The 25513-nt window shown below is 55.6% G+C and carries 18 protein-coding genes; 8 read left to right on the top strand and 10 right to left on the bottom strand.

All coding sequences use genetic code 11. From position 1 onward, the window contains the following. The first annotated feature begins 1 nt into the window (after position 1). From EQG79_RS25755 to EQG79_RS25740, 4 genes are all read left to right on the top strand, one after another. Positions 2–799, top strand: coding sequence for a heme ABC transporter ATP-binding protein (locus tag EQG79_RS25755; RefSeq protein WP_077922906.1), 798 nt, complete (start codon positions 2–4; stop codon positions 797–799). 12 nt (positions 800–811) lie between these two features. After that, positions 812–1849, top strand: a complete 1038-nt coding sequence (locus tag EQG79_RS25750) for a hemin-degrading factor (RefSeq protein ID WP_129605501.1) — start codon at positions 812–814, stop codon at positions 1847–1849. A gap of 176 nt (positions 1850–2025) precedes the next feature. Continuing rightward, positions 2026–2880 carry a hypothetical protein gene (locus EQG79_RS25745; RefSeq protein WP_129605498.1) on the top strand — a complete coding sequence of 285 codons (855 nt, stop codon included), beginning with the start codon at positions 2026–2028 and terminating at the stop codon, positions 2878–2880. 337 nt (positions 2881–3217) lie between these two features. Further along, on the top strand, positions 3218–4156 hold the full coding sequence (locus tag EQG79_RS25740; RefSeq protein ID WP_129605495.1) for a S1/P1 nuclease: 939 nt from the start codon (positions 3218–3220) through the stop codon (positions 4154–4156). A 9-nt stretch (positions 4157–4165) separates the two neighbouring features. On the opposite strand, the gene EQG79_RS25735 is transcribed toward EQG79_RS25740, so the two are convergent. The 6 genes from EQG79_RS25735 to EQG79_RS25710 all read right to left on the bottom strand — a co-directional run bounded on the left by EQG79_RS25735 (position 4166) and on the right by EQG79_RS25710 (position 15567). Then, entirely contained in the window at positions 4166–4378 is a 213-nt protein-coding gene (locus EQG79_RS25735; RefSeq protein WP_129605492.1) for a hypothetical protein, read from the bottom strand. Continuing rightward, positions 4368–5570 carry a PepSY-associated TM helix domain-containing protein gene (locus EQG79_RS25730; RefSeq protein ID WP_129605489.1) on the bottom strand — a complete coding sequence of 401 codons (1203 nt, stop codon included), beginning with the start codon at positions 5568–5570 and terminating at the stop codon, positions 4368–4370. Before EQG79_RS25730 ends, EQG79_RS25735 begins: the two co-directional genes overlap by 11 nt. A 66-nt stretch (positions 5571–5636) precedes the next feature. Continuing rightward, positions 5637–8090 (bottom strand): TonB-dependent receptor, encoded by a 2454-nt coding sequence (locus EQG79_RS25725; protein WP_129605486.1) that lies wholly within the window; start codon positions 8088–8090, stop codon positions 5637–5639. A gap of 585 nt (positions 8091–8675) precedes the next feature. Next, on the bottom strand, positions 8676–10892 hold the full coding sequence (locus tag EQG79_RS25720) for a bifunctional alpha,alpha-trehalose-phosphate synthase (UDP-forming)/trehalose-phosphatase (RefSeq protein WP_077922899.1): 2217 nt from the start codon (positions 10890–10892) through the stop codon (positions 8676–8678). Positions 10893–11012: 120 nt separating this feature from the next. Further along, positions 11013–13709, bottom strand: coding sequence for a TonB-dependent receptor domain-containing protein (locus EQG79_RS25715; protein ID WP_129605483.1), 2697 nt, complete (start codon positions 13707–13709; stop codon positions 11013–11015). A 94-nt stretch (positions 13710–13803) separates the two neighbouring features. Next, positions 13804–15567 carry an alpha-amylase family glycosyl hydrolase gene (locus tag EQG79_RS25710; RefSeq protein ID WP_165358954.1) on the bottom strand — a complete coding sequence of 588 codons (1764 nt, stop codon included), beginning with the start codon at positions 15565–15567 and terminating at the stop codon, positions 13804–13806. A 432-nt stretch (positions 15568–15999) separates the two neighbouring features. Here EQG79_RS25710 and EQG79_RS25705 point away from each other — a divergent pair, with 432 nt between their 5' ends. Together EQG79_RS25705 and EQG79_RS25700 are read left to right on the top strand one after the other, a co-directional pair. Next, a complete protein-coding gene (locus tag EQG79_RS25705) occupies positions 16000–17181 on the top strand; it encodes a sensor histidine kinase (RefSeq protein ID WP_129605477.1) in 1182 nt (393 codons plus the stop codon). Between the two features lie 105 nt (positions 17182–17286). Continuing rightward, on the top strand, positions 17287–17655 hold the full coding sequence (locus EQG79_RS25700) for a DUF1304 domain-containing protein (RefSeq protein WP_077922895.1): 369 nt from the start codon (positions 17287–17289) through the stop codon (positions 17653–17655). Positions 17656–17753: 98 nt separating this feature from the next. Here the strand turns inward: EQG79_RS25700 and EQG79_RS25695 are convergent, their stop codons facing one another. Both EQG79_RS25695 and EQG79_RS25690 read right to left on the bottom strand, forming a co-directional pair. After that, a complete protein-coding gene (locus EQG79_RS25695) occupies positions 17754–18689 on the bottom strand; it encodes a sterol desaturase family protein (RefSeq protein ID WP_077922894.1) in 936 nt (311 codons plus the stop codon). A 281-nt stretch (positions 18690–18970) separates the two neighbouring features. Beyond that, on the bottom strand, positions 18971–20170 hold the full coding sequence (locus EQG79_RS25690; RefSeq protein ID WP_129605474.1) for a glycosyltransferase family 87 protein: 1200 nt from the start codon (positions 20168–20170) through the stop codon (positions 18971–18973). A gap of 189 nt (positions 20171–20359) precedes the next feature. On the opposite strand from EQG79_RS25690, the gene EQG79_RS25685 reads away from it, so the two are divergent. Next, positions 20360–21391 carry an alkaline phosphatase D family protein gene (locus EQG79_RS25685; protein ID WP_129605472.1) on the top strand — a complete coding sequence of 344 codons (1032 nt, stop codon included), beginning with the start codon at positions 20360–20362 and terminating at the stop codon, positions 21389–21391. A gap of 51 nt (positions 21392–21442) precedes the next feature. Continuing rightward, the gene (locus EQG79_RS25680; RefSeq protein ID WP_129605470.1) at positions 21443–23215 is read left to right on the top strand and encodes an ABC transporter ATP-binding protein; all 1773 of its coding nucleotides are present in this window, start codon (positions 21443–21445) and stop codon (positions 23213–23215) included. A 23-nt stretch (positions 23216–23238) separates the two neighbouring features. Here the strand turns inward: EQG79_RS25680 and EQG79_RS25675 are convergent, their stop codons facing one another. Continuing rightward, on the bottom strand, positions 23239–24501 hold the full coding sequence (locus tag EQG79_RS25675; protein WP_129605468.1) for an NAD(P)/FAD-dependent oxidoreductase: 1263 nt from the start codon (positions 24499–24501) through the stop codon (positions 23239–23241). Then, positions 24498–25502 carry a 4-hydroxyproline epimerase gene (locus EQG79_RS25670; RefSeq protein WP_129605466.1) on the bottom strand — a complete coding sequence of 335 codons (1005 nt, stop codon included), beginning with the start codon at positions 25500–25502 and terminating at the stop codon, positions 24498–24500. The genes EQG79_RS25675 and EQG79_RS25670 overlap by 4 nt, the downstream gene beginning before the upstream one ends. Between the last annotated feature and the right edge of the window lie 11 nt (positions 25503–25513).

The following is a 25513-nucleotide window of genomic DNA, read 5'->3' as shown; positions in this document are numbered from 1 at the left end:
CATGCTAAACGTTGAGAACCTAAGCTTCCGAACAAACCAGCGAACGCTGTTGACTCAGCTGTCATTCGAGGCCCGGGCGGGCGAACTGCTGGCCATTGTCGGACCTAACGGAGCCGGGAAGTCAACCCTGCTCAAGCTATGCGCCGGTGAGCAGAAACCCACCGCTGGCACCATCGCGCTGCACGCTACCCCGCTGAGCGCGTACAGCAGTAAACAGCTGGCCCAGTGTCGGGGTATGCTGCATCAGCAAAACACCCTGGCGTTTCCGGTTCGGGTCCACGAGTTGGTGCTCATGGGCCGCTACCCCCACTACGGAGCCCACCCCTCCCCCGCCGATTATTCGATTGCCGCAGCGGCCCTGGAAACGGTAGGTATGCAGTCATTTAACAACCGGATCGTGTCGACCCTGTCGGGTGGGGAGCAGCAGCGGGTTCAGCTGGCCCGGGTACTGGCCCAGGTCTGGACCATACCAAACGGCTTACTGCTGCTCGACGAACCGACCACCGGCCTCGACCTGCTCCATCAGCATCAGCTGCTGGACGTAGCCCGGCAAATGGCGCAGCGGGGGTTTGCTGTCGTCGCTGTTCTACACGACCTGAACATGGCCGCCCAGTACGCCGATCAGATACTGATGCTGCGGGCCGGTCGACTGGAAGCCTACGGTACGCCCAATGACGTGCTGACGGCTTCGCTGGTGGAGCGGGTGTTCGGCCTACCGGTCAAACGGCTCGAAAACCCCTGTCATCACTGCCCACTGATTGTTCCTGTACCTACTTTTTCACCCGCCTTTACACAATAACCTATATCATTTATGACAACCGACCTCCTTTCTCTCAAAGCACGCTGGGCCGATTTACGCCAGCAGCAGCCCCAAAGCCGAATTCGTGATGCGGCTCAACAACTCGGGGTCAGTGAAGCCGAACTGCTCGTTACCGGCCTGGGCGAAACCGTTACCCGACTCACCGGCGACTTCCGGGAGCTGCTCAAACAGGTTACCTCGCTCGGTTACGTGATGGCGCTGACCCGCAACGATGTATTGGTGCACGAACGCAAGGGCGTGTATGAGAAAGTATCGTTCTCGAACCACGTAGGCCTGGTACTCGGACCCGATATAGACCTGCGGCTATTTATGAACCGCTGGCAGTGGGGCTTCGCGGTGCAGGAAAACGGCCGAAAAAGCCTGCAGTTCTTCGACCCGCAGGGACAGGCCGTACATAAAATGTACCTCACCGATCGCTCCGACGAGATCGCCTACAACCGGTTGGTAACCCGCTTTCAGGATAGTCAGCAATCGACAGAACTAGCTATACTGCCCGCTGCTGCCAAAGAGATCGAAAAGGACGACACAGATATTGACGTGAGCGGGTTTCGGCACGGCTGGCTCGACATGAAGGACACCCACGAATTCTTCAGCCTGCTTCGTCAGTACGGGGTGGGTCGTCAGCAGGGACTACGGCTGGCCCCCGAAGGCCATGCTCAGCTGCTGTCGATGGAGGTGTTGAAACGGATATTCGCCGAAGCCGCTGACCGGCAGGTGTCCATTATGGTTTTCGTATCCAACCCCGGCTGCATTCAGATTCATACCGGGCCTGTCCATAAGCTCGCAACAATGGGTCCCTGGTTCAATGTGCTCGACCCCACGTTCAACCTGCACCTGAACGAAACCCGTGTCGATCAGGTATGGCTGACCCGAAAACCAACCACCGATGGCATTGTCACGGGCCTGGAGCTATTTGACAAAGACGGGCAGAACGTGGCGCTCATCTTTGGTGAACGAAAACCCGGCAAGCCCGAACTGACCAGCTGGCGCACCCTGGTCGATGACATTACCGCAGCCGCCATTTCCTGATAGCAGTACCATTTTTTTGGCGTCTATAGTGTCCATTCTCTACCGGCGGGTCAACCCGAACGGGCGATAGAGTGGACACTTTTGGTTACCCAAGCTCACATAAATCGCTGATCATAAAAACAGTATGGCTAAACGTGGGTTTTACTACCCATTCCTACTCATCTCCATTTATGATCATGCGATTTTACTCATTCGTCACCGGCCTACTTCTGTTCACAGCCTGGGGTTGTCAGCAGGAATCCGTAACGGTCTCACCCGATGCGGCCTCACTTGACGCACGTACGCCGACGGCGGCTACCAATCCAGCGGCCGCGCAGAATTTTCGGCTGAAGCAACTGTTCGTCGAAGGCTATGCAGGCGGCCTGGGGCCCTATTTCGTGACGACACACTTTGAGTACAACGAGGGGCGCGCGCTGAAACGGGCTATCATTCCACCCACGTCGGCAGCCGCTCCCGAGCTAACGAACGAGTATACCTATGATCAGCAGGGGCGGGTTGTTTCGTACTTTGTTCGCTACAGCCGGCCCAACGGCGATGGGAGCGTGGGAGAACTAAACACCTTTACCTTCGGAGACAATCGTATCGAACAGTTGTTCGCCCGGCAGCTGGCCGACGGGCAGAAGCTGCCAACCGCCGAAACGAATCCGCGGCATATATACCGCACCAACGCCGACGGCCAGATGACGGAATGGATACAGGAAGGCATCATTCGGTACGGCAAGCCTACGCGTGCCCGTTACGTATATACCTATGAGAACGGGAATATTACCCGGGCCACGTACCTGGATGCGAACGACAAAGCAGAGTTCACCATCAGCTACGAGTACGACGATAAACCCAACCCCTTCTACCGCTGGATGTATACGATCGACCCGGTGCTGTACAACAGCCGGAACAACGTGGTGAGTACCCAGGTCAACGAGAGCGCGCCGTCCCGAACCGAATATACCTACACCGACAGCGGATTACCGGCCACGAAAAAAGACGTGACAAAAGGAGCCGTGTTGACCTACGAATACGAAACGTACTAGGCAGACAAACCCGTCAACGAGTGAACCCCGGACCGATCTGGGGTTCACTCGTTGACGAAGATACGCTTCTGTTAGAAAATGGCTGGGAAGCCGGTTTCACCCTTAAACAACCTCCTGGGAGTGATTTGTCGAGCCATTAGAAGTTTGAAAACTACCAGACTAACCCCCTCTACGTAGATGGCCCTGGTCTGACTCACCAGCAATTATGTCTGCTCTATACCCGCCTTTAACTGACTGATTTTAAACTGGCTGGCGTTGGCGCCGTATCCGTTTGTCATCTGTCGCTTGGTTTGGCCGGGGTAAGGTTTTTACCTTTGCGACCAGATTACGCAACTTCATGAAAAACAAACTAATCGTAAAACGAAACTGGCTGTGGCTGGTTTTCGTATCGTTAACTCTCCAGGCATACAGTTGGAACAAGCCGACCCATATGGCGATCGGCGCCATTGCGTACCGTGATCTGCAGCAGAAATCGCCGAAAACGCTGGCTCGCGTGCTGAATTTACTTCGACAGCACCCCGACGTGAAAACGCGCTGGGCACCGATGATGGCCGACACTACGCTCACTCCTGCAGAAAAAGACAGGTACCTCTTCATGCTGGCCGCGCGCTGGCCCGACGACATCCGGGGTCAAAACAATCCCAACGACCACGCCACCTGGCATTTCATCAACTACATATACAACCCGTCGTTGGGTATTGCCCGCACCGATTCATCGCTGGCCACGGGCGAAAATATCGTGCAGGCGTTTGTCCTGAACCAGCAGATCCTGCAAAGCAACGCCCCCGACAGTGAGAAAGCGATTGCCCTTTGCTGGTTGTTTCACCTGGCGGGGGATGTCCATATGCCCCTGCACACGGCGGCCCTGATCAGTCCGCAGTTTCCGGAAGGCGACCGGGGTGGCAATCTATTCAGGATCAAGGTGAGTATGAGCAATCCGACCCTGAATCTTCATTCATTCTGGGACGGCATGCTGTTGGGGAAAGACCAGTTTCGGGCGGCTGACCAGCTGGCCATCGAACTGCTGAAGAATCACCCGAACCGCAAACGGATACGGGGTCGAAAACCGGCCATACAGGCCTGGTCGACCCAAAGTTTTGACCTGGCCCGATCGCTGGCGTACCGACAGGGGGCACTCGTTCCGGGCACCGGTGCCGAAGGGGCCGTTCTCCCTGCCGACTACGTAGCCACGGTAAAACCGGTTGCCGAACAGCAGGTCGCCTGGGCCGGTCACCGGCTGGCGGGTACCTTACGGGCCGACATGACGCGCCACTGACAACGTGAGCTAGGCCCGTCTGCCGGTCGATCCGGCCGGGCGCGTCCGCGATGGGCGGGGTTTTGTCAGGTACCAGGCCGTAACGACCAGGGGAATACCCAGGCTGATCCACGACAAGATATCCCAGCCGTCGTTACCGACCAGGGCCGCAATCAGGCCAATCAGACCCAGGACGTTCAGTACCAGCGGTATGGTCCAGATGTGCCAGAATTCACGCTTCATGGGCCGACGTTTTTTCCAGGTTGAGGGATAGAATTTCCTGCTCATCTACCGCACCGTCTCGTTTCGACAGGGTTCTGGCGAGCTGGGCCTGGGTGGCTTTGTACCGGGCGAACCAGAGATAAAATCCACTGATCAGGATCACGATCATGATCAGATCGAAAAATGCCCAGATAATTTTGAGTGGCAATCCGCCATAGTCTCCGAAATGAAGCGGCTGCGACAGAAAGAAGGCGTTGACGTACCAGGGCATGGTACGAACGTCGGTCAGGGCACCGGTTTTGGCATCGATGAGTACCGGTTTCACCAGCCGCTCGGTCAGGGGCGTATTCCCCTTCATGAATACCGCATAATGGTGCTGACTGGAGTAGGGCGTACCCGGATAGGCAATAAAGGACGGACTCATGTCGGGAGCGGTGCGGAGCGCCACCTGCATTGCCTTATCGAGCGGACTGAGCCGACCCGTTAACGGTGCTTCGTTTTTGTAGGGCGCCACCATCTCGGCCAGCTGCCCCTGCTGCCAGAAACCCAGTACCACTTCGGCCAGGGTGTTGACAACCCCCGTCAGGCCAACCACCGAGGCCCAGATAACCGTAACTACGCCCAGCATATTATGCATGTCGAGCCACTTGAGCCGGGTTGATTTTTCGGTCCGGATCATACCGAAGTCGAACCTGCGCATGATGGGGCTGTAGAGCATCAGACCCGAAAGGATAGCCACGAAAAACAGCAGGCCCATCAACCCCAGAAACAGCTTACCTCCCAGGCCCAGAAACATGTCTACGTGCAGCTGAAGCATGATGTACATGAATCCCTCCTTAACGGCCGGCTCTTCGAGGACCTGAGCGGTCCGGCTGTCCAGAATAAGCAGGGTGTAGTCGTCGGCGGGCGACGTGATCGAGTCAGACAGGGTGAAGGTAGTCGTGTTTGGTTCGTGCTCGTCCCAGTAGGTGTACCGGATCACCTTGTTCGGGTAATGCTGGCGGGCTTTTTCGGCCAGTTTTTCCAGCGGAACCTGGGGCGTACCGGCCGGCAGAACCTGAGCCAGGGGCGCTTTGCCCTCCAGATGCTCGATCTCCTCGTGGAAAATCAGGGGTAAGCCCGTCAGGCAAAGCATCAGCAGAAACGCCGTGCAGATGAGGCTGGTCCACTTGTGAATCAGAAACCAGGCTTTTATCTGTTTTGTGGTACTCATAATGGCCAAACGTTACCGGTAAGAAACAGACTGCCAGCCCGGCGTGTCCGGGCTGGCAGTTTACAACTAGAATGCGTAGCTCACACTACCCGCAAAATTCCTCAGCTTCTGCGGATTAGCCGTTGTATAGCCGACCCAGTAACGCTGGTTGGTGAAGTTGTCGACTTTACCCGACACGCGGAATTTTCGGTAGGTATAGAAGACCGATGCGTTCAGGACCGTGTAGGCCGGTAGGATAAATACCCCCTGGCTGACGCTGTTAAGAATTTTATTGTCGCTGGCGTAGTTACCACCTACGCCCACGCCAAGCCCCTTGACGAGATTGTCGGGCAGCCGGTAGCTGACCCAGAGGTTAGCCAGGTAAGGCGACGAAGCCGTTGACGGTCGGCGGCCGTTTACGTCGGCATCGGCCCGTACCAGTTTGGCGTCGTTGTAGCTGAAGCCGGCCACTACGTTGAGCCCCCGGGCCGGGTTTGCAATCACTTCCATCTCTACGCCCTTACTGGTCTGAACGCCGTCCTGAATCTGGGCAAAGCGGGCGGCTGCCAGCGGGTTCGGATCGGTACGAAGGATGTCGTTTACCCGAATCGAGTAATAGCTGATGGTCGTGCTGAGTTTACCCCCGAAAGCGTCCAGTTTAACCCCGGCCTCTACCTGGTTGGCCCGCTCCAGCTTAGCCTGACGCTGGCTGGTGCTGTCCGGAGCCTGCAGATCAAACGCGTTGTAGACGCCCCGGTTGTTAAAGCTGTTCTGATAGTTGGCGAAGAGGGCAACTACGTCTTTCACGGGCTGATAAACCAGACCGAATTTCGGCGAAAGGGCGGTTTGCTGGTAAGCGGCTACGGCTCCCCCTTCCGAACCGCCTTTGTTGTCGTAATGATCGACCCGCAGGGCGGCCAATACGCTGAGCTGATCGGTCAGGTTCAGCACATCCGATGCATAGGCGCTGTAAATGTTCCGCTTGTTGATAATAGGATACGTGAACTGGGGAGGACCGCTGGCGTATATCGAATCCATCCGGCTCCCGCTGAAACGGCTGTAGTCAAAGCCCGGCACGTTGAGCGGAACCGTATCGAACGTACTGCCGAAGAAACGCTGGTTCGAGTTGATGCGCAGGAAGTCGAGCCCCACGACGACCCGATTGCGAAGTGAACCGATGCGAAAATCACCGTTCAGGTTCTGCTGTACCTCGAACACAGTATTGCGGCTGTTGTCTGTCGACTGGTCGGCCCGGGTCAAATAATTGGCCTTACCCGCATCGGCCGGGTTGCCCGTAACCACATTGTCTGGTACGAGGTAGAAGTAAGCGCCCTTGCCGTCGGAAAAACTCTGGCTCGAGGTGATGTTTGTGGACGTAGTGAAGGTAGGCGACAGGCGGTAGTTGATCTGCCCAAACAGGTTGGTGCTTCTCGAATTCAACGACAGTCCGTCACCCATGTAGGAGTTGCGGTAGTCCAGGTTCAGCTGATCGGCGCGGGTGGCACCCAGCTGATCGGCCGGGAAGTAGAAGAATATCATTTGCTTGCCAACACTCTGCACCCGGGTAATCTCGGCGTCGAGCAATATCGATAGCCGCTCGTTCGGTCTGAACATCAGACTCGGCGCCAGCGCGAAACTGCGGGTGTAGCCCTGGGTCTGGAAGGTGCCTTCGTAGTTGTAGGCGGTGTTGACGCGCAGTAACAACGAACGCGACGCGTTGAGGGGGGTGTTTACATCCAGGCTTACCCGGTTAAAATCATAGCTACCGCCTGCCAGGGTAACCTCACCGCCAACCGTTTCGTAGGGTTTCTTGGTCACCCGGTTCATCAGCCCGCCGTACGACGTCAGCGCACTCCCGAACAAGGTAGCCGAGGGTCCTTTGATGACTTCCAGCTTTTCCAGGTTAACCGCATCGATACCGCTCGATACGTAACCGGCCACGCCATTTCTCAGCGAGCTCTGCAGAATGAAGCTGCGGCTGTTGTAAAAACCACCCCCATCGCCCGAGCGGCCGGTGGCTTCCCACATCCGCTGCACACCCGGCGCGTTCCGGATGGCATCATCGACCGAGAACACAAGTTGTTCGGCCAGCAACTCCTTGCCGACCGAGGTATAGACCTGCGGATTTTCCAGATTTTTCAGCGGCATCTTCGACACGTAATCACTCGTGGTGCGTGAAAAACGATTGATCTGGCCCGCGCTGATGATGACCTCTTGCAGCTGAGCGGTGTTTTCGGCCAGCACGAATGACACGGTGGTGGTTTCACCGGCCGTGACGGTAATGGTTTGCTCGGCGGTTTTCAACCCGACCGACGATACGCGAATGGGATAGGTACCTGCCTTGACCCGGTTGATAACGAAATCGCCCTGGCTATTGGTCAGGGCGCCCAGACCCGTTGTGCCTAGTGTAACGGTGATGCCTTCGGCAGGATTGCCATCGGCGGTAGTGACATTCCCCCGAACAGCCGGGCCCGTCTGAGCCAGCACCTTAGCTGAGGAAATGGTAACGAGTATAAACAGGAAAAAATAAACTGATCTCATGGTGGTGCGCTTTAATTAGCGCACAAAACAAGCAGGCAAACGCGAGAATTAAAAATTATTTTTAATTATTCTAAATAAATTGCCTACACAACCGACCTTGTAAACTGAGTATACGGGTGTTCAGATTACCATTTTTTAGCAGCAAAAGGTCACTTTCCTTATTGCTCCTTTCTCTTACTCGACAGGGTTATAGGGAACATATAGCCCGTTAGGGCCTTCCCATCGCATCGTCCGTCTACCAACGCTACGCTGTTAAGGCCCTATCGGGCCATATCGATCCTCATTTCCTTAGCTACCAACGCTACGCTGTTAAGGCCCTATCGGGCCATGGCGATTCTCATTTCCTTAGCTACCGACGCTACGCTGTTAAGGCCCTAACGGGCCATATCGATCTTAACTCTTCGCATACCGACGCTGCGCTGTTAGGGCCCTAACGGGCCATGGGTGTCCTGGTTCCCTTGTTTACCGACGCTGCGCTGTTAAGGGCCCAACGGGCCATGGCATGGCTTGAATTCAAGATAACTGGTGATGAGAGATGAATGCATGGTAAAAAGTCCATTGCAACTTACCGGTGCCGACCGCTTATCAGGCCGTAACCAGGACGTCGCTCATGCGTTTGAGCAGGGTTTCGACATCCTGCTGGCGGGCCAGCCGATACCGCGCGTACGAAGCACCGGAGCCAACTTTCAGCGTGTAGGCCCAGTTAGGCAACTGCCGGAACATGTCCTCGTCGGTGGTGTCATCGCCAATGCTGACGATAAAGTCGTACGGAATTTGTTCGAAGATCGACAGAGCAACCGTTCCTTTGCTATGCTGGGAGGGCTTCACTTCAACGACCTTGTTCCCCTGAATGACGGCCAGAGGTGTGGAGGTACTGACATCGCGGAGCTGAGTGGCCAGTTCTACACTCTGGGTGTCTACATCGTCGGCCTCAACGAGCCGGTAATGCCAGGCTATAGCCGTTTCTTTCTCTTCAATGAACGAGCCGGGAAACCGGTCGACAAACTGGCTCATAACCGTCCGGATCGGCTCCACCCAATCGCCAGCCGACAGATCGAGCCGTTCCCAGGGCTGCCCGGGCTTTTTGAGGAATGCGCCATGCTCGGCCACTAGATGAACGGGTATCGAGTCGAAGGTTTTTTCCAGAAACGCCCGATTACGGCCACTGATCACGACCAGGTCGGTAGCCTCGGCCAGTCGGGAGAGCGACTCGCGCAGCGTATCGGAGGGACGCGCACTAGCCGGATCATCGACAATCGGGGCCAGCGTACCGTCAAAATCGAACAACAGCAAGCGCTGTTGTGCTTCGGCAAACGCCGTCAGGAAAGGGCTCAGCGACAGGTCTGTTTCCAGACCCGGCTGACTGCCCGGAACTTCGTCAAAGGCCATAAGAAAATCGTGACTCCAGCGAAAAACATTGTAATTCTGTAAGTGATGACGCATGCGCTGCATCCGGCGCTCCTGCTCCTCGGGGGCCATGTGTAGCCCCTGTTTGATGGCATCGGCTACCTCCTGCGTATCGGTCGGGTTGATGATCAGGGCGTCTTTCAGCTCCTGGGCCGCACCGGCCAGTTCACTCAGGATCAACACCCCCCGGTTGTCCTGTCGACTAGCCACGAACTCTTTGCAGACCAGGTTCATACCGTCGCGGATGGGGGTTATCAGCGCCACATCACAGAGGGTGTACAGCGCCATCAGTTCGGTGAACGTCATCGATGCGTAGGAGTACACGATAGGACGCCAGCCAATACTGCCGAACAGGCCGTTGATGCGCCCGACGGTTTCTTCGATCTCCCGTTTGATCTCCTGATACTGCTCGATCTTGTCGCGCGAGGGCACCACCGTCATCACGAACGTTACCTTATCGTGCCAGTCGGGATTCTGGTTCAAAAACCGCTCGTACCCCAGTAGCCGGGAGGTGATCCCTTTGGTATAATCGAGTCGATCGACGGAGAAAATTACTTTATTCTGCCGGAGCTCGGAGTGGTAAAAATGGCGGGTGTCGATGACGGCCGGCTCCTGGCCCGAGCTGTTGAACTTATTAAAATCGACACTGATCGGAAAATCTTTAACCACCACCGGCCGGTCGGGCAGCACGATCCGATTCCCGATAATGGGCAGGTTCAGCACCTCCGATACGCTCTGGATAAAGTGCTGCACATAATCGGCGGTATGGAACCCAATCACGTCGGCCCCCAACAGCCCCTCGATGAGCGCCTGTCGCCAGGTGCGGGGCAGCAGTTTAACAATTTCGTAGGTCGGGAACGGTATATGAAAAAAGTACCCGATGGTTGCATCCGGCCGGGCCTCTCTGACCTGCCGGGGCAATAACATAAGCTGGAAGTCATGGATCCAGACCAGATCGCCGGGCTCGATCAGCTGGTCGAGTTCTTCCAGAAAACGATTGCTGGCCTGCTGATAATCATCAAAATTTGGTTCGCTGAACGATGCATAGGACGGAAAATAGTGAAAGAGGGGCCAGATCAGGTCATTGCTAAACCCTTCGTAAAACCCCTTGTGCACGGCTTCGTCCATAAAGACCGGATGGGCTACAAACGTCTCGTTCTCGAAAACCGACTGATCGATCGATTTCAGTTTCGGGTCGGCATGACCCACCCAGTGTATTTTGGTAGCCTGACCGTCGGGGTTGTTCCCCATACGCTCGGCCATCGACAGCACCGCGGAGACCAGACCGCCCGAGTTCTGCACAAGCTCCAGCCCTTCTTTGGTCTGCTTTATGGTAAATGGCAGACGGTACGAAACAATAAGAAGGCGTTTAAAAGATGGCTTCGATACTTTCATTCAGTTGGCACGTTGCTTTTTACAAATCACGCTTACACGATTTAGAAGCGGATTAACTACATGTTATGACTCGAGTCCGGGGCGGTAATGACCTGATGCGTTTGCCCCGGATCGGCCCTGCTAATTTGAAAAGTCCGGATCGCCGGCCGGATTATCGGGCTGACGATCGTCGTTATCCCGGTCCTGCTCCCGGCTGATCTGACGACTCAGGCGGTAGCTGAACCCAATAAATCCGATCCGGCTCTCGCGCTTGCTCAGGCTCGTCGCCAGGAAGTTGGGTCCGAAGCTGTCGCTCTGGAACTGGAGGGTGTTGAACACATCGCTGACCCGCAGCGACAGGGTACCTCTCCCCTTCAGAACCGTTTGTTTAACGCCCAGGTCTACGTTTGTGAAACTATTGATAGTCCCCTGCGCGACCAGAAACGGCGACCGGTAGTTGTACACGAGCTGAATGGCGGTTTGCCGGGTAGGTTTCAGATCAAACGTCACCCGGCCGGTCCAGCTCCGGTTGGTCCGGGAGAGAATGTCGGGTACGTCGGCGCTGGCCAGGATCGACCGCTGAAAAAACGAGAAGTTTCCGCTTGCTTTCCACCAGCGGGTAATGTCCTGATTGAGGACCACCTCCAGCCCGTAATTCTGGGACCGGTTGAGGTTTAGCGACGTTTGTTCGGTTATGCCGTCTTCGCGCAGGGTGCGGTAGTTTGTAATCTCGTTATTCGTCTGTCGGAAAAACAGCGACGACGTCAGCGAGGTACTCTTCCCGTTCCAGAGGTGACTCAGCTCGAAGGAGTTGATCAGTTCAGGATTCAGTAGGGGATTTCCGAACCGAATGTTGAGTGGGTCCGAGAGATCGATGAACGGGTTCAGCACCCGAACCGACGGCCGGTTGATTCGCCGGGTATAATTGATCTGTAGCTTTTGCGCCTGGCTCAGGTTGTAATTGACGAAGGCGCTCGGGAACAGATAGATATAGTCGGTGGTGTTGCGCTGGCTGGTAGTCCGCTGGTCGGTGCTGATGCTGGTATATTCGGTCCTTAGCCCAACCTGATAGCTGAATTTTTTTAGTTCATTCCCCAGGTTTACATAGGCAGCACTGGTCTGTTCGTCGTAGATGAAATTATTGCTGATACCGGGGTTGAGCACCCAGTCCGGTCCTTCCAGGTTCTCGAACACGTAGTTGGCACCCAGCTGGCGTGTGGTGTACTTAAGTCCTCCCTCCAGCCGCTTTTTGCCTTTCAGCGGCTCTACGTAGTCGAGCTGCAATACCCCAACCCGGTTGTCGCGGTCGTTGGTGGCCCGCTGATCGCCGATCAGGAAATTGGGGGTAAGCAGCGTTTCGGGCAAGGTGGTTGTATTGGTAAAGCGCTGAAATTCGGTCCCTTTGTTGGTCGACAGGGTCGCATCGAACGACAGCTCCCGCCCTTTTTTCGGGAAAGTCCGTCGGTAACCGAGAGTATAGTCAATCCCCCGTTCGGGTTCCCGCTCTTCGTTGGTACGATAGATTTGCCCGAGCGAAAGCCGGTTTTCGTCCTGCGTATCGAAGGTTTCTACCTCGCTGTCGTAGCTATACCCCGGTCGGTAGAGCGCCGATACCGTAATATTGTCCCGTTCTGAAAGCGTATAGTCGAAGCCCAGCCGCAGATTGTTATTGACCCGGCGTCTGACCGCATCGTTACGCTGCGCCAGGAACGATGTCGAATCGGTAAAGAGATTCTGCCGGTCCGAGATCCGGTACTGAAACCGCCGGTCTTCCCGGAAGTTGTAACTGCCAAACAGGTTCAGCTTCTTGAAGCGGGCGTTCAGATTAATGGACGCATTATACTTGTCGCGCGTACCCACGTTCAGCTGAACGGTACCGTTGAAACCAGCCGCCCGCTCTTTCTTCAGCACAATATTGATGATCCCCGCGGCCCCATCGGCGTCGAAGCGGGACGAAGGGTTGGTGATAATTTCGATGCGCTCGATGTTACTGGCCGGAATCTGTTCCAGAATGGCCTGCCGGTCCAAACCCGTCAGCCCCGATGGCTTCCCGTCTACCAGGACAATGACGTTACTGCTCCCCCGTAAGCTCAGCACCCCATCCACATCCAGGGTAACCGACGGTACATTCAGCAAAATATCGACCGCCGAGCCGCCCTGCGCAATGGGGAGCTGGTCGACGTTCACAATTTTCCGGTCGAGTGAGTATTCGTAGGCCTGCCGCTGTCCCTGAACAACGACCTCTTCCAGCTGCTGCGATGTTTCGGTGATGATTACGTTTCCCAGGTTAACGGCGGCATTGTCGGCCGACACCGTAATTCGGGGAATCCGCTTGGGGGCATACCCCAGGCTCTGAATCAGAATATAATAAATGTCGGGGCTCAGGTTAGCGATGCTGAAATACCCGTTTTCATCCGTCAGTCCTCCCGTTACCGAACTGGAGTCGCGGGTGCGGAAGACGCCCACACTAGCAAATTCGATGGGTTGATTTTTTCCGCCCTGTACAGTTACCAAACGGCCCCGTAAGGTTCCCGTCGCGGCCGTAGCCTCACCAGCCGGTTGACCTGGCTGAGTCGGGGCCGGTGACGTCTGGCTACTATCCCGGGTAGCGGGCAGGCTTATACCAGCGTTTCCGGGTGTCGACTGCCGCACCGTATCGGGCCGATCGGCCGAGTTGAGCTGGGTTGTATCGGGGCGGGTAGGGCTTAGGGGCTGCAGGGTGTCGGGTGCCATACCCAGCGCCTGCCTGAGCGAAGCGGGCGACGGCTGCTGCGCCCGGCTAATCGAAGATACCAGACAAATACAGACTATGGAGCAGCTAATAAGCAAATGATTCATTCAGAAGATGTTGAGTAGAAAAGGTCGTACTTAGTTAACCTTTTCCCTGACGCTGTGTTTGAACGCAGCGCCCCTAATTACCAATCATTACGTGTCAGACGCTGACGTGTTCATCGGCGCAGGCCTGGGGGTCGGGCTGGTCGCAGCCTTTATAGATCAAAATCGACTCGGGCTGCAGGGTAATCGTATCACCGTCCGACAACCATTCGGGTCCGGCTTCGGGGCCAAGCCAGGCCGGATCGGCCGAGTCGATCAGTTTATGCCAGTAGGTGTTGAGGGCAGGTACGGTGATTTCTCGTTTCTCTTCCGAAAAATTCATCAGGCATAAGATGTCATTCCGTTCGTACCAACGGTGAACCACCATGGTTTCCTGATCAGGTTGCTGATTGACCGACGTTTGTTTCCGGTTCAGATGATACAGGGCCGGTTGCTGTCGACGAAGGCGGGTAAGCGCCTGATAGTAGGCATAGAGCGTCTTATTCGTCTCGTCGGGTTGGGCGTCTGAAGCAGCCGCAGCCAGATCCTGGTCGGTGTCAGCAGAGGCCTCCGTACCGCCCTCAGCAGGCGTCAGCACGGCGAAGGGATTGGTCCCGCCCCATTCGTCGCCCATGAACAGGGAAGGCACGTACGGACTCACCAGGATGGAGCCAGCCATGAGTTTCATAGACTCGAAGCTTGGCTGCCCCCCCCCCTCTTCAGTTGCCGAAAGTCCGTGTCCGGCTTCGTGGGGGCGGGTAAACATCACACTGGGCTCACTAACGATCGTCTCTGCCTCCCGACCGAAGAGTTCGCGGAGCACCGAAGAGAACTGCCTGTCGTAGATAAAATCTTCGCGGTAGGCTTTCCTGGTATGACCGTCTGTTTCGTAATAATTCCGATAGGCCTGGTCAGCTTTGACAGGGCGTCCCCCGCCCATCGGTTCGGCATCCTGATCAGCTTCCTGTTCGGGACTATCTTCGACCAGGAGGTAATAATGCCGTCCGGTTAACCCGGTCAGCGCGTCGGCCTGCTGCCGGATGTCGCTCAGAACGGCTTCCGCATCGGGCAGCACCTGAAGATCGTTTAAGCGGAGGGCATCGACGTGAAAATCACGCAGCCACATCAACGCGTTTTCAACGATGTATTGCCGACGCGCCTGCCGCCAGGCCCGACCGTTATTGCCCGTTCGGCGCCGGTTGCGATCATCCGATCCGGTGCAACGCGCGGCTACGTCTTCCAGATACTGCTTCTGCTGGTCGACATGATTGTAGGACAGGTCGACCGTTACGGCGATGCCTTCATAATGGCAGGCATTGACCAGTTTCTGCAACTGGCCTGGCCCGCCGTACGAAGCCTGCACCGCATACATAAAAATATCGGGGTGGTGCCCCTTCTGGGCATCGGGAAAGGGCGTGACGGGTCGTATTACGATGGCGTTTACCCCCAGCGCCTTTAGGTACCCGAGCTTGTCGGCAATACCCATAAAAGTGCCCTCGGCCGAGAACGTGTATACATCCAGTTCGTAAATGATGTATTCATCGAAAGGCGGATTGACCCAGCAGGTATCCTCCCAGTAAAAGGCGCTGGTGTCGAACGCCTGGGAGGGGCCGTAAACCCCATCGGGTTGAACCAGCGAGGCCGGGTCAGCGTACTCTTCTTCGTTTTCAAGGACAAACGAATACCGATCGCCGGGCTTGAGCTGATCTGTTTCAGCGGACCAGTAGCCCAACTCAGACCGGGTGAGCGGCAGTGTGAGGCTGTCGCGATTGATGGTGAGGGCCACCTGACTGGCATACGGAGCCCAAAGACGTATCTTCGCTTTCTGCCCGGCATCGAACGTAACGCCGAGTGTTCGTCTGTTTAATTCTACCTGGCCCATGGTGCTTTTTAGTAACGTGAGTTGAGAACATGACATCGGTCGACATATCAGCCAAAAACCCGGCCTATGAGTAGCCGGTTAGCCGTCCTCTCTGGTTGTATAAACCAGAAATCCGCCAAATTGTATGCGTTTGCGCAGCATGTTGACAGCCCTGCATAGCTGCACAACGGAAAAGAGAGAGGCAAAAACCGTAAGGACAGCCAGCGGTTTTAGCAGTCGGAGCAGTAAAAACATAGGCTTATTGTTGATCAACCAGCGATAACCAACAAACTACGGGGCAACTACTTAGAATGAACTTAACCTAATCTTAGAAAAACATTAGATTACCGCGCCGGCCATTCCCTTGTTTGGCCATCTACCATTCAGTAAACTATCGGTCTGGCCCTAAACTTTACCCTTCTGATTTAGTAGATTATTCAAATACTATTGATTATGTCTGCTTTGCCTTCCGCTCTGATCAATGAACTTTCGTTTCTGCGCCATATCCTTGATTCGACTCAGCTAGGGGTTGCCATTTTTGAGCCTATAACTGACGAGCAGGGGCAGGTAATCGATTTTAACTTCGTGTATGTCAACAACCGGATACGGGAAATGTATGGGGGCGCCTTACCGGCCGATTTGCCCCGGCCGGTTTCCTACCTCCAGCTTTTCCCCAGCGCCAAATCAAGGGGATTGTATGACGAATACCTGAAGGTGCTGCATACCGGCCAACCCTACCAACGATCAGAGCTGGCCTATGCCTGGGACGGGATTGACGGCTGGTTCGACCTGGTAGTGAGCCGGTACGAAAACAGACTGGTGCTTATCACGTCTGATGTTACCTCGGTCAAACAGATGCAGCTCGTGCTGAAGCATCAGACCAGTGAGCTGGTCACCCTTAATCAGGAGTTGATGCGCTCGAACCAGGAGTTGCTCGAATTCTCGTACGTAGCGAGTCACGATCTACAGGAGCCACTCCGAAAAATTCAGCAGTTCGGCGACATGATGATCGATATCTATGCCGCGCAACTCGGGAACCACGGAACCGACCTGCTCAATCGAATGAAAAACGCGTCGGTCCGCATGTCGGCGCTGATCAACGACCTGCTCGACTATTCGCGATTGACCCGACAGCCCGATACCTTCCGGAAAAACAATCTGAACGACATTATTGACACCGTGCTGACCGCCCTTGAAGTTGTCATCGGCGAGACTAACGCCCGGATTGAGGTTGCCCCCATGGCCGAAGTAAAATGCGACGCAAGCCAGCTCAACCAGCTCTTTCAGAATCTGCTGACCAACGCCATCAAATTTACCCGCCCCGGCGAATCCCCCCACGTTATCATACATAGCCGAACGGTTCAGGCCCACGAGCTACCCGTCGAGTTTACTCCCATCAGCGCCCGACCGACCTACCATCTGATCGAGGTTCAGGACAACGGCATCGGCTTTGATCAGGCCTACGCGGATCAAATTTTCGGTGCCTTTCAACGGCTGCATAACCGCACCGAATACCCCGGAACCGGCATAGGGCTGGCCATTGCCAAGAAGGTGGTTCTGAACCACGGCGGATTTATAAAGGCAACTGGTAATCCGGGGCAGGGCGCTGTCTTTAGCATTTATTTACCGATCTAGCTGGTTTAGCGAACGAAATTCGTACCCTTGTTCATCGGTAAAGCCCAGGGCAGGCCCGATTTGCTTACCCTGGCTTTGTGTGTATACATCTAAACCCATCGTGCCATGAAAGTAGTCGCTCAGATTTTCGTTGGACTGGTTGCCGTTGAACACCTGTACATTCTCTGGCTGGAAATGTTTGCCTGGACAACCCGGGGTCGTAAAACCTTCCGGTCATTCCCGCCCGAACTGTTCGAGCCGACGAAATCGCTGGCGGCCAATCAGGGGTTGTACAACGGTTTTCTGGCGGCCGGGCTGGTTTGGTCGTTGCTGATTCAGGACCCGGTCTGGCAGGTTCATGTCGCCTGCTTTTTTCTGGGATGCGTGATTGTTGCCGGTGTGTTTGGGGCCGTAACTGCCCAGCGCTCTATTTTCTTCATCCAGGCGGTACCGGCCCTGATCGCGCTGGTATGTACGCTCCTCAGCCGGGGATAGGTCAGCAGCGATAACTATCAGGTCATGAAATAAGCCAGTCAGGGTCTTTGATATCAAAGGCCCCGCCTGGCTTTATAAACTAGATTGGCTTTGGCTTATCAGGCAACCGAAGGCATTTCTGCTGGTTCGGGCCTGGCCTCACCTGCCTGCTTGGTTTCGGCGATTTTGATGGGGCTACCGAACACGTAGAACAGCTTCTGGCGCAGACCACGGGCTTTCTTCACATCGCGGGCCATGTCGGCAAACTCGTGAAAGTTGATGTGAAACGGGTTACCTTTCTGTTCAATATTGGTCGTGATGCCATAAATCGGCCGCTCTTCTTCGGGTTGATAGGTGCCGAACAACCGATCCCAGAAGATAAAGGTGGCGCCGTAGTTCTTGTCAATGTATTTGGGTTGCGAACCGTGGTGGACCCGGTGGTTCGAGGGCGTCGCGAAAACATACTCGACCCAGCGGGGCAGTTTACCAATATATTCCGTATGCACCCAGAACTGAAACAGAACGGCAATCTGGTTGGTGGTGAAGAAGATAACCGGGTGGAACCCGATCAGCGCCACCGGCAGGAAGAAAATAATTTTCAGATGCTGCACCCAGCTTAGCCGGAACGAAACGCTCAGGTTATAATGCTCACCGGAGTGGTGTACCACATGGGTCGCCCACCAGAACCGCTGCTCGTGCGAGATGCGGTGCGCCCAGTAGCTGAAGAAGTCAAAAATCACGTAACACGGAAGCAGTGTCCACCAGGCCAGCTCCATGCGCCAGGGAAGGGCATTGTAGATCCAGACGATGGCATACAGTAGCGCGAGTTTGGTGGCTGCTCCTACGGCCAGCGCCCCCAGCCCTACCAGCACCGAACCGACCGTTTCTTTGCGTTCGTAAAACGGCTTTTCTTCCACATAGGCCGCTATCATCTCGATTGCGGTAAACAGGATCATAAAGGGAACAGCCCATAGGATGAGGTTGGGAGCCGACTGCTCGACGGGACCAAGCTGGTCTAATGAAATGGGGGGAGCACCGAAAAAAGAAGTGTTCATAGCGGAGTACTAACAGGTTGCTGATAAAAAACGTAGTCAACTGGCTGTCCTTGTCTACGTCACGACGAAAGGCGTTCTGCAGGATCTGCATCTTCACAACGCTGGGTTGACTTTTCTAAACCAGGGACGACTCACTCAGGCCGTCAGGTTTGGCCCAAAAGAACCGGAATTTGCTTAGAAACTACTTAGCGGCTGCTTAGAATCTGATTAGCCTGACAACGATTCGCTAGACTAAAGTAGGCGTTCTAGCTTAAAATTCAACCCTTTTTTGCTCGTTTTGCTCAAACCGGGGTCAATTCCGGGCGGGTTGGCTTCCTGTCCCGAGTCAGGAGTTCATAGGTCAGCCGCCCCCAGATGGCGATGCAGAAGACGCCTTTGAAGACATAAGGCTCAACGAGTGACTGGCGCAGGCCGGCCGGAAAAACATCGGTCGGCGAGAGTGACGTAAAGACAAAAGCCAGCAGAACGAGCACCCGGTCCATAGCGGTAGCTGTCCTGGTAAAGTACCAGATGGCCACCCCCCCCATGGCAATAATAAAGGTCGGCGACTCGGCCTTGTGGTTGAAGATAACCACCCAGATCAGCACCGAAGCCAGCAGCAGCAGCCGGTAGCCGTAGTCGGCATAGAGCGACAAGCGGACTAGCGGAACCAATAATAACATCGCCCCGAGCCCAACGACGAGCAGTTTGGGAGGTTCCGCTGAAAACCAGGTCGATAACCAGCCCATGACCGAATAACCCAGCGAGCTTGAATGGTCGGCCTGTAACATGACCCACCAGTTCTGATACTGGGCCAGCAGTTGCGGGCCCGTTATGACCACCAGGGGCAGAAGTAGTAAAATCAGGGTCCAGACCAGGGTATACGCCATGGCTACCGGTTTGCGGGGATATAGCAGGAACAGCATAAACGCTACAACCCCAAAGATTTTTATAAAAACACTGCCCAGCATCAACAGGGTGGCCCAGATCAGCCGCCCCCGCTCCAGGAAAATAAAACTCCAGATCAGCATACCCAGAATCAACCCGTTGCTTTGCGAATTCTGAATGGAGGTCAGCAGCTCGATCAGGACAAACCACCTCAGTTTAACGGTTGTTTCCCGGGACAATCGGGGTAGATGTTTTATGCCGAAAAAAAGGACCAGCGTGTTGAGCGCATTCCAGAGAAAGAGACCCAGCCAGTTGGGCAGCCACGCCAGCGGGGCCATGAGCAGCGCAAACGTAGGTGAGTACTTATACAGATCCCACTGTTCGGCCAGGTAGTAAGTGTACAGGTTTTGATTGGCGAGCAGGTGGAAGAACGAATTCTTGAAAATTACATAGTTGTTGTAATGCGTATACAACTGTTCACTACCGGCAACAGACGTGGGCGTCAACAGATACTGCTGGATACTGGCGAGCAGGGTGATCAGGCCATATACAGTGAGCAGTACCGGTTCTCTGCCAAAAAACAGGATGACTTTTTGATAACGTGAGCGATTCATGCAGGCTGTATCGGTGACTGGCGCCAAAACTACAACAGTTGCCTCTGTATACTAAATAGATTTTTATGGATTATAAATCATCCCCCGTTTTTTTCGCTGGGAAACACCCCTCAGCCTGTATTAACAAATCTTGAAGTCAGTCTTAGTCCGCCATCGACTAGCTAGTTTTGTGCAATTAACCAGTCAACGATGCTATCATTTACCAAACAACTTGCCCTTGGCTTTCTGGGCTGCGCAGCCGTTATCGGATGCCGCACACCTAAAGCGGAAACCAATAACCGGGCCGACCAGGCGCCCATTTCAACGATCGCGTTCGGGTCGTGCAGTGATCAGAAGCGCCCCCAGCCCCTGTGGGATGATATCGTGGCCCAAAAGCCGAATGTGTGGATTTGGCTGGGTGACAACGTGTACGGGGATACCGAAAACATGGATACCCTGAAAGCGAAGTACGATCGTCAGAAAGCCAACCCCGTTTACCAGCAGCTACGTCAGTCGGCTTCGATCATCGGCGTATGGGACGATCATGATTACGGGGTGAATGACGGTGGTAAAGAGTACCCGCGTCGGAAGGAGAGCCAGCAGCTAATGCTCGACTTTCTGGATGTACCGGCCAGCGATCCGCTTCGCAAGCAGGAAGGGGCCTACTCAGCCCACGTCTATGGCCCGGCCGGAAAACGGGTAAAGGTCATCCTCCTCGACGGCCGCTACTTCCGCGACCCGCTCAAGAAAGAAGGCAAGCTGAACGTACCGGATCCTTCGGGCGATCTGCTGGGCGAGGCTCAGTGGACATGGCTGGAGAAACAGCTCACGAACTCTGATGCGGATGTTCATCTGATTGGCTGCGGGATTCAGTTCCTGCCCGAAGAACACCCTTACGAGAAATGGGGCAATTTTCCCGTTGCCCGCCAGCGCTTTCTGGACCTGCTGGCCAAAACAAAGCCGAAGGGCGCACTGTTGCTTAGTGGTGACCGGCATATTGCCGAAGTGTCGCGCGTTCGGGTTCCCGGCCTCGGCTACGACCTCTTCGACATTACCAGCAGTGGTCTGACCCACGTGTCGAAACCGCATGAAGAACCAAACCGCCACCGCGTGGGTGAGATGGTTGCCAAACTGAACTACGGTTTGATCACCATCAACTGGGAAGCTAAACCGCTGACGGCTACCGTCCGGATCAACGGCGATGGCCAGGCCACTCACCTTACCCAGACGGTTAGCTTCTGAACGGTCTGAACGGGTCGGCGTTGCATTTGTCACACGTTAACCCCTACAGGCGTGCCCATTCTCTGGAAATATCTGTATCCATACCGCTGGCTGGCCGTTCTGGCGCTGGGCCTGGCGGGCGTTGCGCAGGCGCTGGCCCTGATCGACCCGATCATCTTCGGTAAACTGATCGACGAGTATGCCACCAATCCGGGGCAGAAAACTGAGTCGGAGAAAATACGCGGTGTTTTACAACTGCTGGGTCTGGCCGTTGGGGTAGCCATTCTGGCTAATGTCATGAAAGCCCTGCAGGAGTACGTCACGCGGCTGGTGGTGCAGAAATTCGGTACGGATATCTTCAACGATGGACTGAAACAAACCCTTCGGCTGTCGTATCAGGAGTTTGGCGACCAGAGCAGCGGGGCCACACTGGCCATTCTGCAAAAGGTCCGTACCGACACCGAGAAATTCATTAACTCGTTTATCAACGTACTTTTTGCGTCGGTAGTGGGTATGGGCTTTTTGATCTGGTACGCCGTCACGAAACACTGGGCGCTGGTTCCTGTGTTTCTGATCGGGGTGTTGTTGCTGGGCGGGCTCACGGGCCTGCTCAGCCGACAGATCAAAACGACCCAGCGCTCCATCAACCGCGAAACGGCGCTCCTGTCAGGCGTCATAACCGAGTCGCTCCGGAACATCGAGCTGGTTAAGAGTCTGGGCCTTACCTTTTCGGAGATTCGGCGGTTGACGGGCCAGACCCGTAAAATTTTCGAGCTGGAGATGTTCAAAGTCCGGCGGGTGCGGCTGCTGTCGTTTTGGCAAAGCAGTACGCTCAGCATCCTGAAACAATCGGTATTGTTCACCCTGCTGTGGTTGATTTTTCGGGACATTTTGAGCACCGGCGAGCTGATCTCGATGCAGTTCATCTCGGTCGCCATCTTCACCCCGCTGCAGGAACTCGGTAATATCATTCTGGCCTACCGCGAAGCCGAAGCCGGGCTGAACAGTTTCGCATCGCTGATGGATAAACCCATCGAGCGCAATCCCGAATCACCGATCGAGGTGGGTCCGATCGAGCGGTTGCGGTTCACTGACGTGATATTTCGGCATAAAGGAGCCAGCCAGAACGCTATTGACGGCGTATCGTTCGATGCTGCGCTGGGCGATACCATTGCCTTCGTCGGCCCCTCTGGCTCGGGTAAATCAACGATGGTTAAACTGCTGGTGGGCCTGTACAGACCCGTAGGCGGTGAAATCTATTACAACGACATCTCAACGAAAGACCTCCGGTTCAACCCGATGCGTCGGCAGATTGGTTTCGTCACGCAGGATACGCACCTCTTTTCGGGTACCATTCGGGAGAACCTGCTCTTCGTCAAACCCGACGCTTCGGAAGCCGAGATGCTCGAAGCCCTCGACAAAGCCGCCTGTAACCACCTCCTGGCCCGCTCCGCAAAAGGCCTCGATACGCCCATCGGCGAAGGGGGACTGAAAATGTCGGGGGGCGAAAAACAACGCCTGTCCATTGCCCGGGCGCTGGTTCGAAACCCACGGCTGTTGATTTTCGACGAGGCCACATCGGCGCTGGATTCGCTCACCGAAGATGAAATTACCGCTACGGTTCGGGCAGTGTCGGCGCTGCATGAACAGATCACTATCCTGATTGCCCACCGGCTCTCCACCATCCTGCACGCCAACACCATTTTCGTGCTCGAAAAAGGAAAGATCGTGGAAACAGGGAGTCATGCCGACCTGGTCGAGCGCAAGGGCCTGTACTACGCCATGTGGCGCCAGCAGATCGGCGAACGGAAGGTCATTGACCCGGCCACGGTAGAACCCGACTAACCCCTCTCCTACCCCAGGGCGGCTCACGCAAACCGGTCGGGTCGGAACGGGTCGAGCTTAACCCCGGTGCTGGTTCCGGCAATGGTTTCGGCAACGAGCTTCCCGGTAGCGGGCCCGAGACTCAGCCCCATCATGCCATGACCGGTGGCCAGGGTTACGTTATCGAAACGACCTGTACGACCAATGTACGGCAAACCGTCGGGCGAGCAGGGCCGCAACCCTTTCCAGACTTTATCTACGGTTGGCATTTGCACCGGAATGTCCGGATAGTACTGGCTGATGGATTCGTAAATACCCCGCACCCGATTCATGTTGATGGTCTGATCGGTGCCGGCCACCTCCAGCGTACCCGCAAACCGCAGGCTGTTCCCCATGGGCGTGGCCGTGGCCCTTGCCTCCAGCATGATGGCCGGAATCTGCACGTTACTGGCCAGATTTGGTACCATGAAACTGTAGCCCTTTCCTCCCTGCAGGGGGAGGAAAAACCCGAGTAGCCGGGCAAGCTCCGGCGACCAGGCCCCGCCCGCTACAACCACTTCATCGACCGGATAGTCACCGTGTTTAGTATGGACACTGCTCAGCCGACGGTTGTCGGTTTTGAAACCCGTAACGGACGCTTCTTCCACAAACTGAACCTCATAAATCCGCAGCCAGCTGATCAGCGAGCTAATCAGTTCTGCCGGGTTGAGGTGCGCATCGCCGGGGTAATACACCGCCCCCCGAACGTCGACCCGGACCTGCGGTTCAAGGGCCTGCACCTGCGCGCCGGTCAATACCTGGGCTTCAATACCCACCCGGTTGGCTACCCGGGCCTCCTCGCCCATTTCATGTTCGGCAGATGCGGTTTTGTAGAGCATGAAAAGCCCCCGCTCCTGCCAGCCAAAACTCAGCTCGTCCGTAGCGGCCAGTTCCTGATACAGTTGCTTGCTGAGCAGGCTGATATCGCGCAGCGCGGGTATGGCCCGCTCTACGTGCTCGTCTGTGGCGTGCCGGTAAAACAGCCAGCCCCAGCGCACCAGATCGGCGTTGAGCCGGGGCTTTACGTAAAACGGACTGGTCGACCGAAGCATCCAGCGAAGTCCTTTGGCGATCATACCCGGCTGCGCCAGCGGAATAATATGGCTGGGTACAATCATACCGGCATTGCCGAATGAACACCCATCGGTAATCCGGTTCTGGTCGAAGATCGTCACCCGGTAGCCAGCCTGTCGCAGGTAATAGGCCGAGCACAGGCCCGCAATACCGCCACCAATGATTCCGACATGGAGGCCTTTGTTCTGGATCATAAAACCTGGAAGCCAAACCGGTAGGGATCAGCCTCGTTTACGATAATATGGTTGTAACCGTGGATAACCGCCCACCCTTCAATACTAGGCACGATGGCAGGCTTACCGCCCAGCTCGGTTTCGGCCTCGATCCGCCCGTTGAATATAGAGCCGATGATACTTTCGTGGACGAAGGTTTCGCCCGGTTTGAGCCGACCCTGGGCGTACCATTGAGCCAGTCGGGCCGAAGTGCCGGTGCCGCAGGGCGATCGGTCAATGGCTTTGTCGCCGTAGAAAACAGCGTTTCGGGCTGTAGAGGTCTGTTGTAACGGCGCGCCCGTCCAGAGGATATGGCTTAGTCCGTTGATCGTCGGGTTTTCGGGATGAACGAAGGTGTACCGCTCATTCAGCCGCTGACGCATGACGCGGGCCCAGGCAATGAGTTGTTCGGCCTTGTAATGCTCCAGCCCGGGGAACGACGGTTGCGGATCGACGATGGCATAGAAATTACCGCCGTAGGCCACATCGACCGTCAGCTCTCCCAGATCGGGACACTCGACCGTCAGTTTCTCGGCGGCCAGATACGACTTCACGTTGGTGATCTTTACTGACCTTACCCGCCCCCCTTCCTGCTTGTATTCGGCACGAACGAGACCCGCCGGCACTTCCAGCAACAGAACCCCCGGCGTTTTCGGTGTGATGAGTCCCTGCTCGATGGCTACTGTAACGGTACCGATGGTGCCATGCCCACACATGGGTAAACAGCCTGAGGTTTCGATGAACAACACGCCAGCATCATGAGCCGGGTTGGTTGGCGGGTAGAGAATACTTCCCGACATCATATCGTGCCCGCGTGGTTCGAACATCAGCGCTTTGCGAATCCAGTCGTACTCGCGCAGAAAGTGCTGCCGCTTCTCGCTCATCGACTCACCGATCAACGCAGGAATGCTGCCTCCCGTAACCACCCGTACCGGATTACCACAGGTATGCGCGTCGATGCAGAAAAAATGAAAGTCTGGCATATGGAATAGGT

Source organism: Spirosoma sordidisoli, assembly GCF_004138325.1.
Lineage (GTDB): Bacteria > Bacteroidota > Bacteroidia > Cytophagales > Spirosomataceae > Spirosoma > Spirosoma sordidisoli.
Note: the sequence above shows the minus strand (reverse complement) of the source record. Positions and strands in the feature narration are given on the sequence as shown.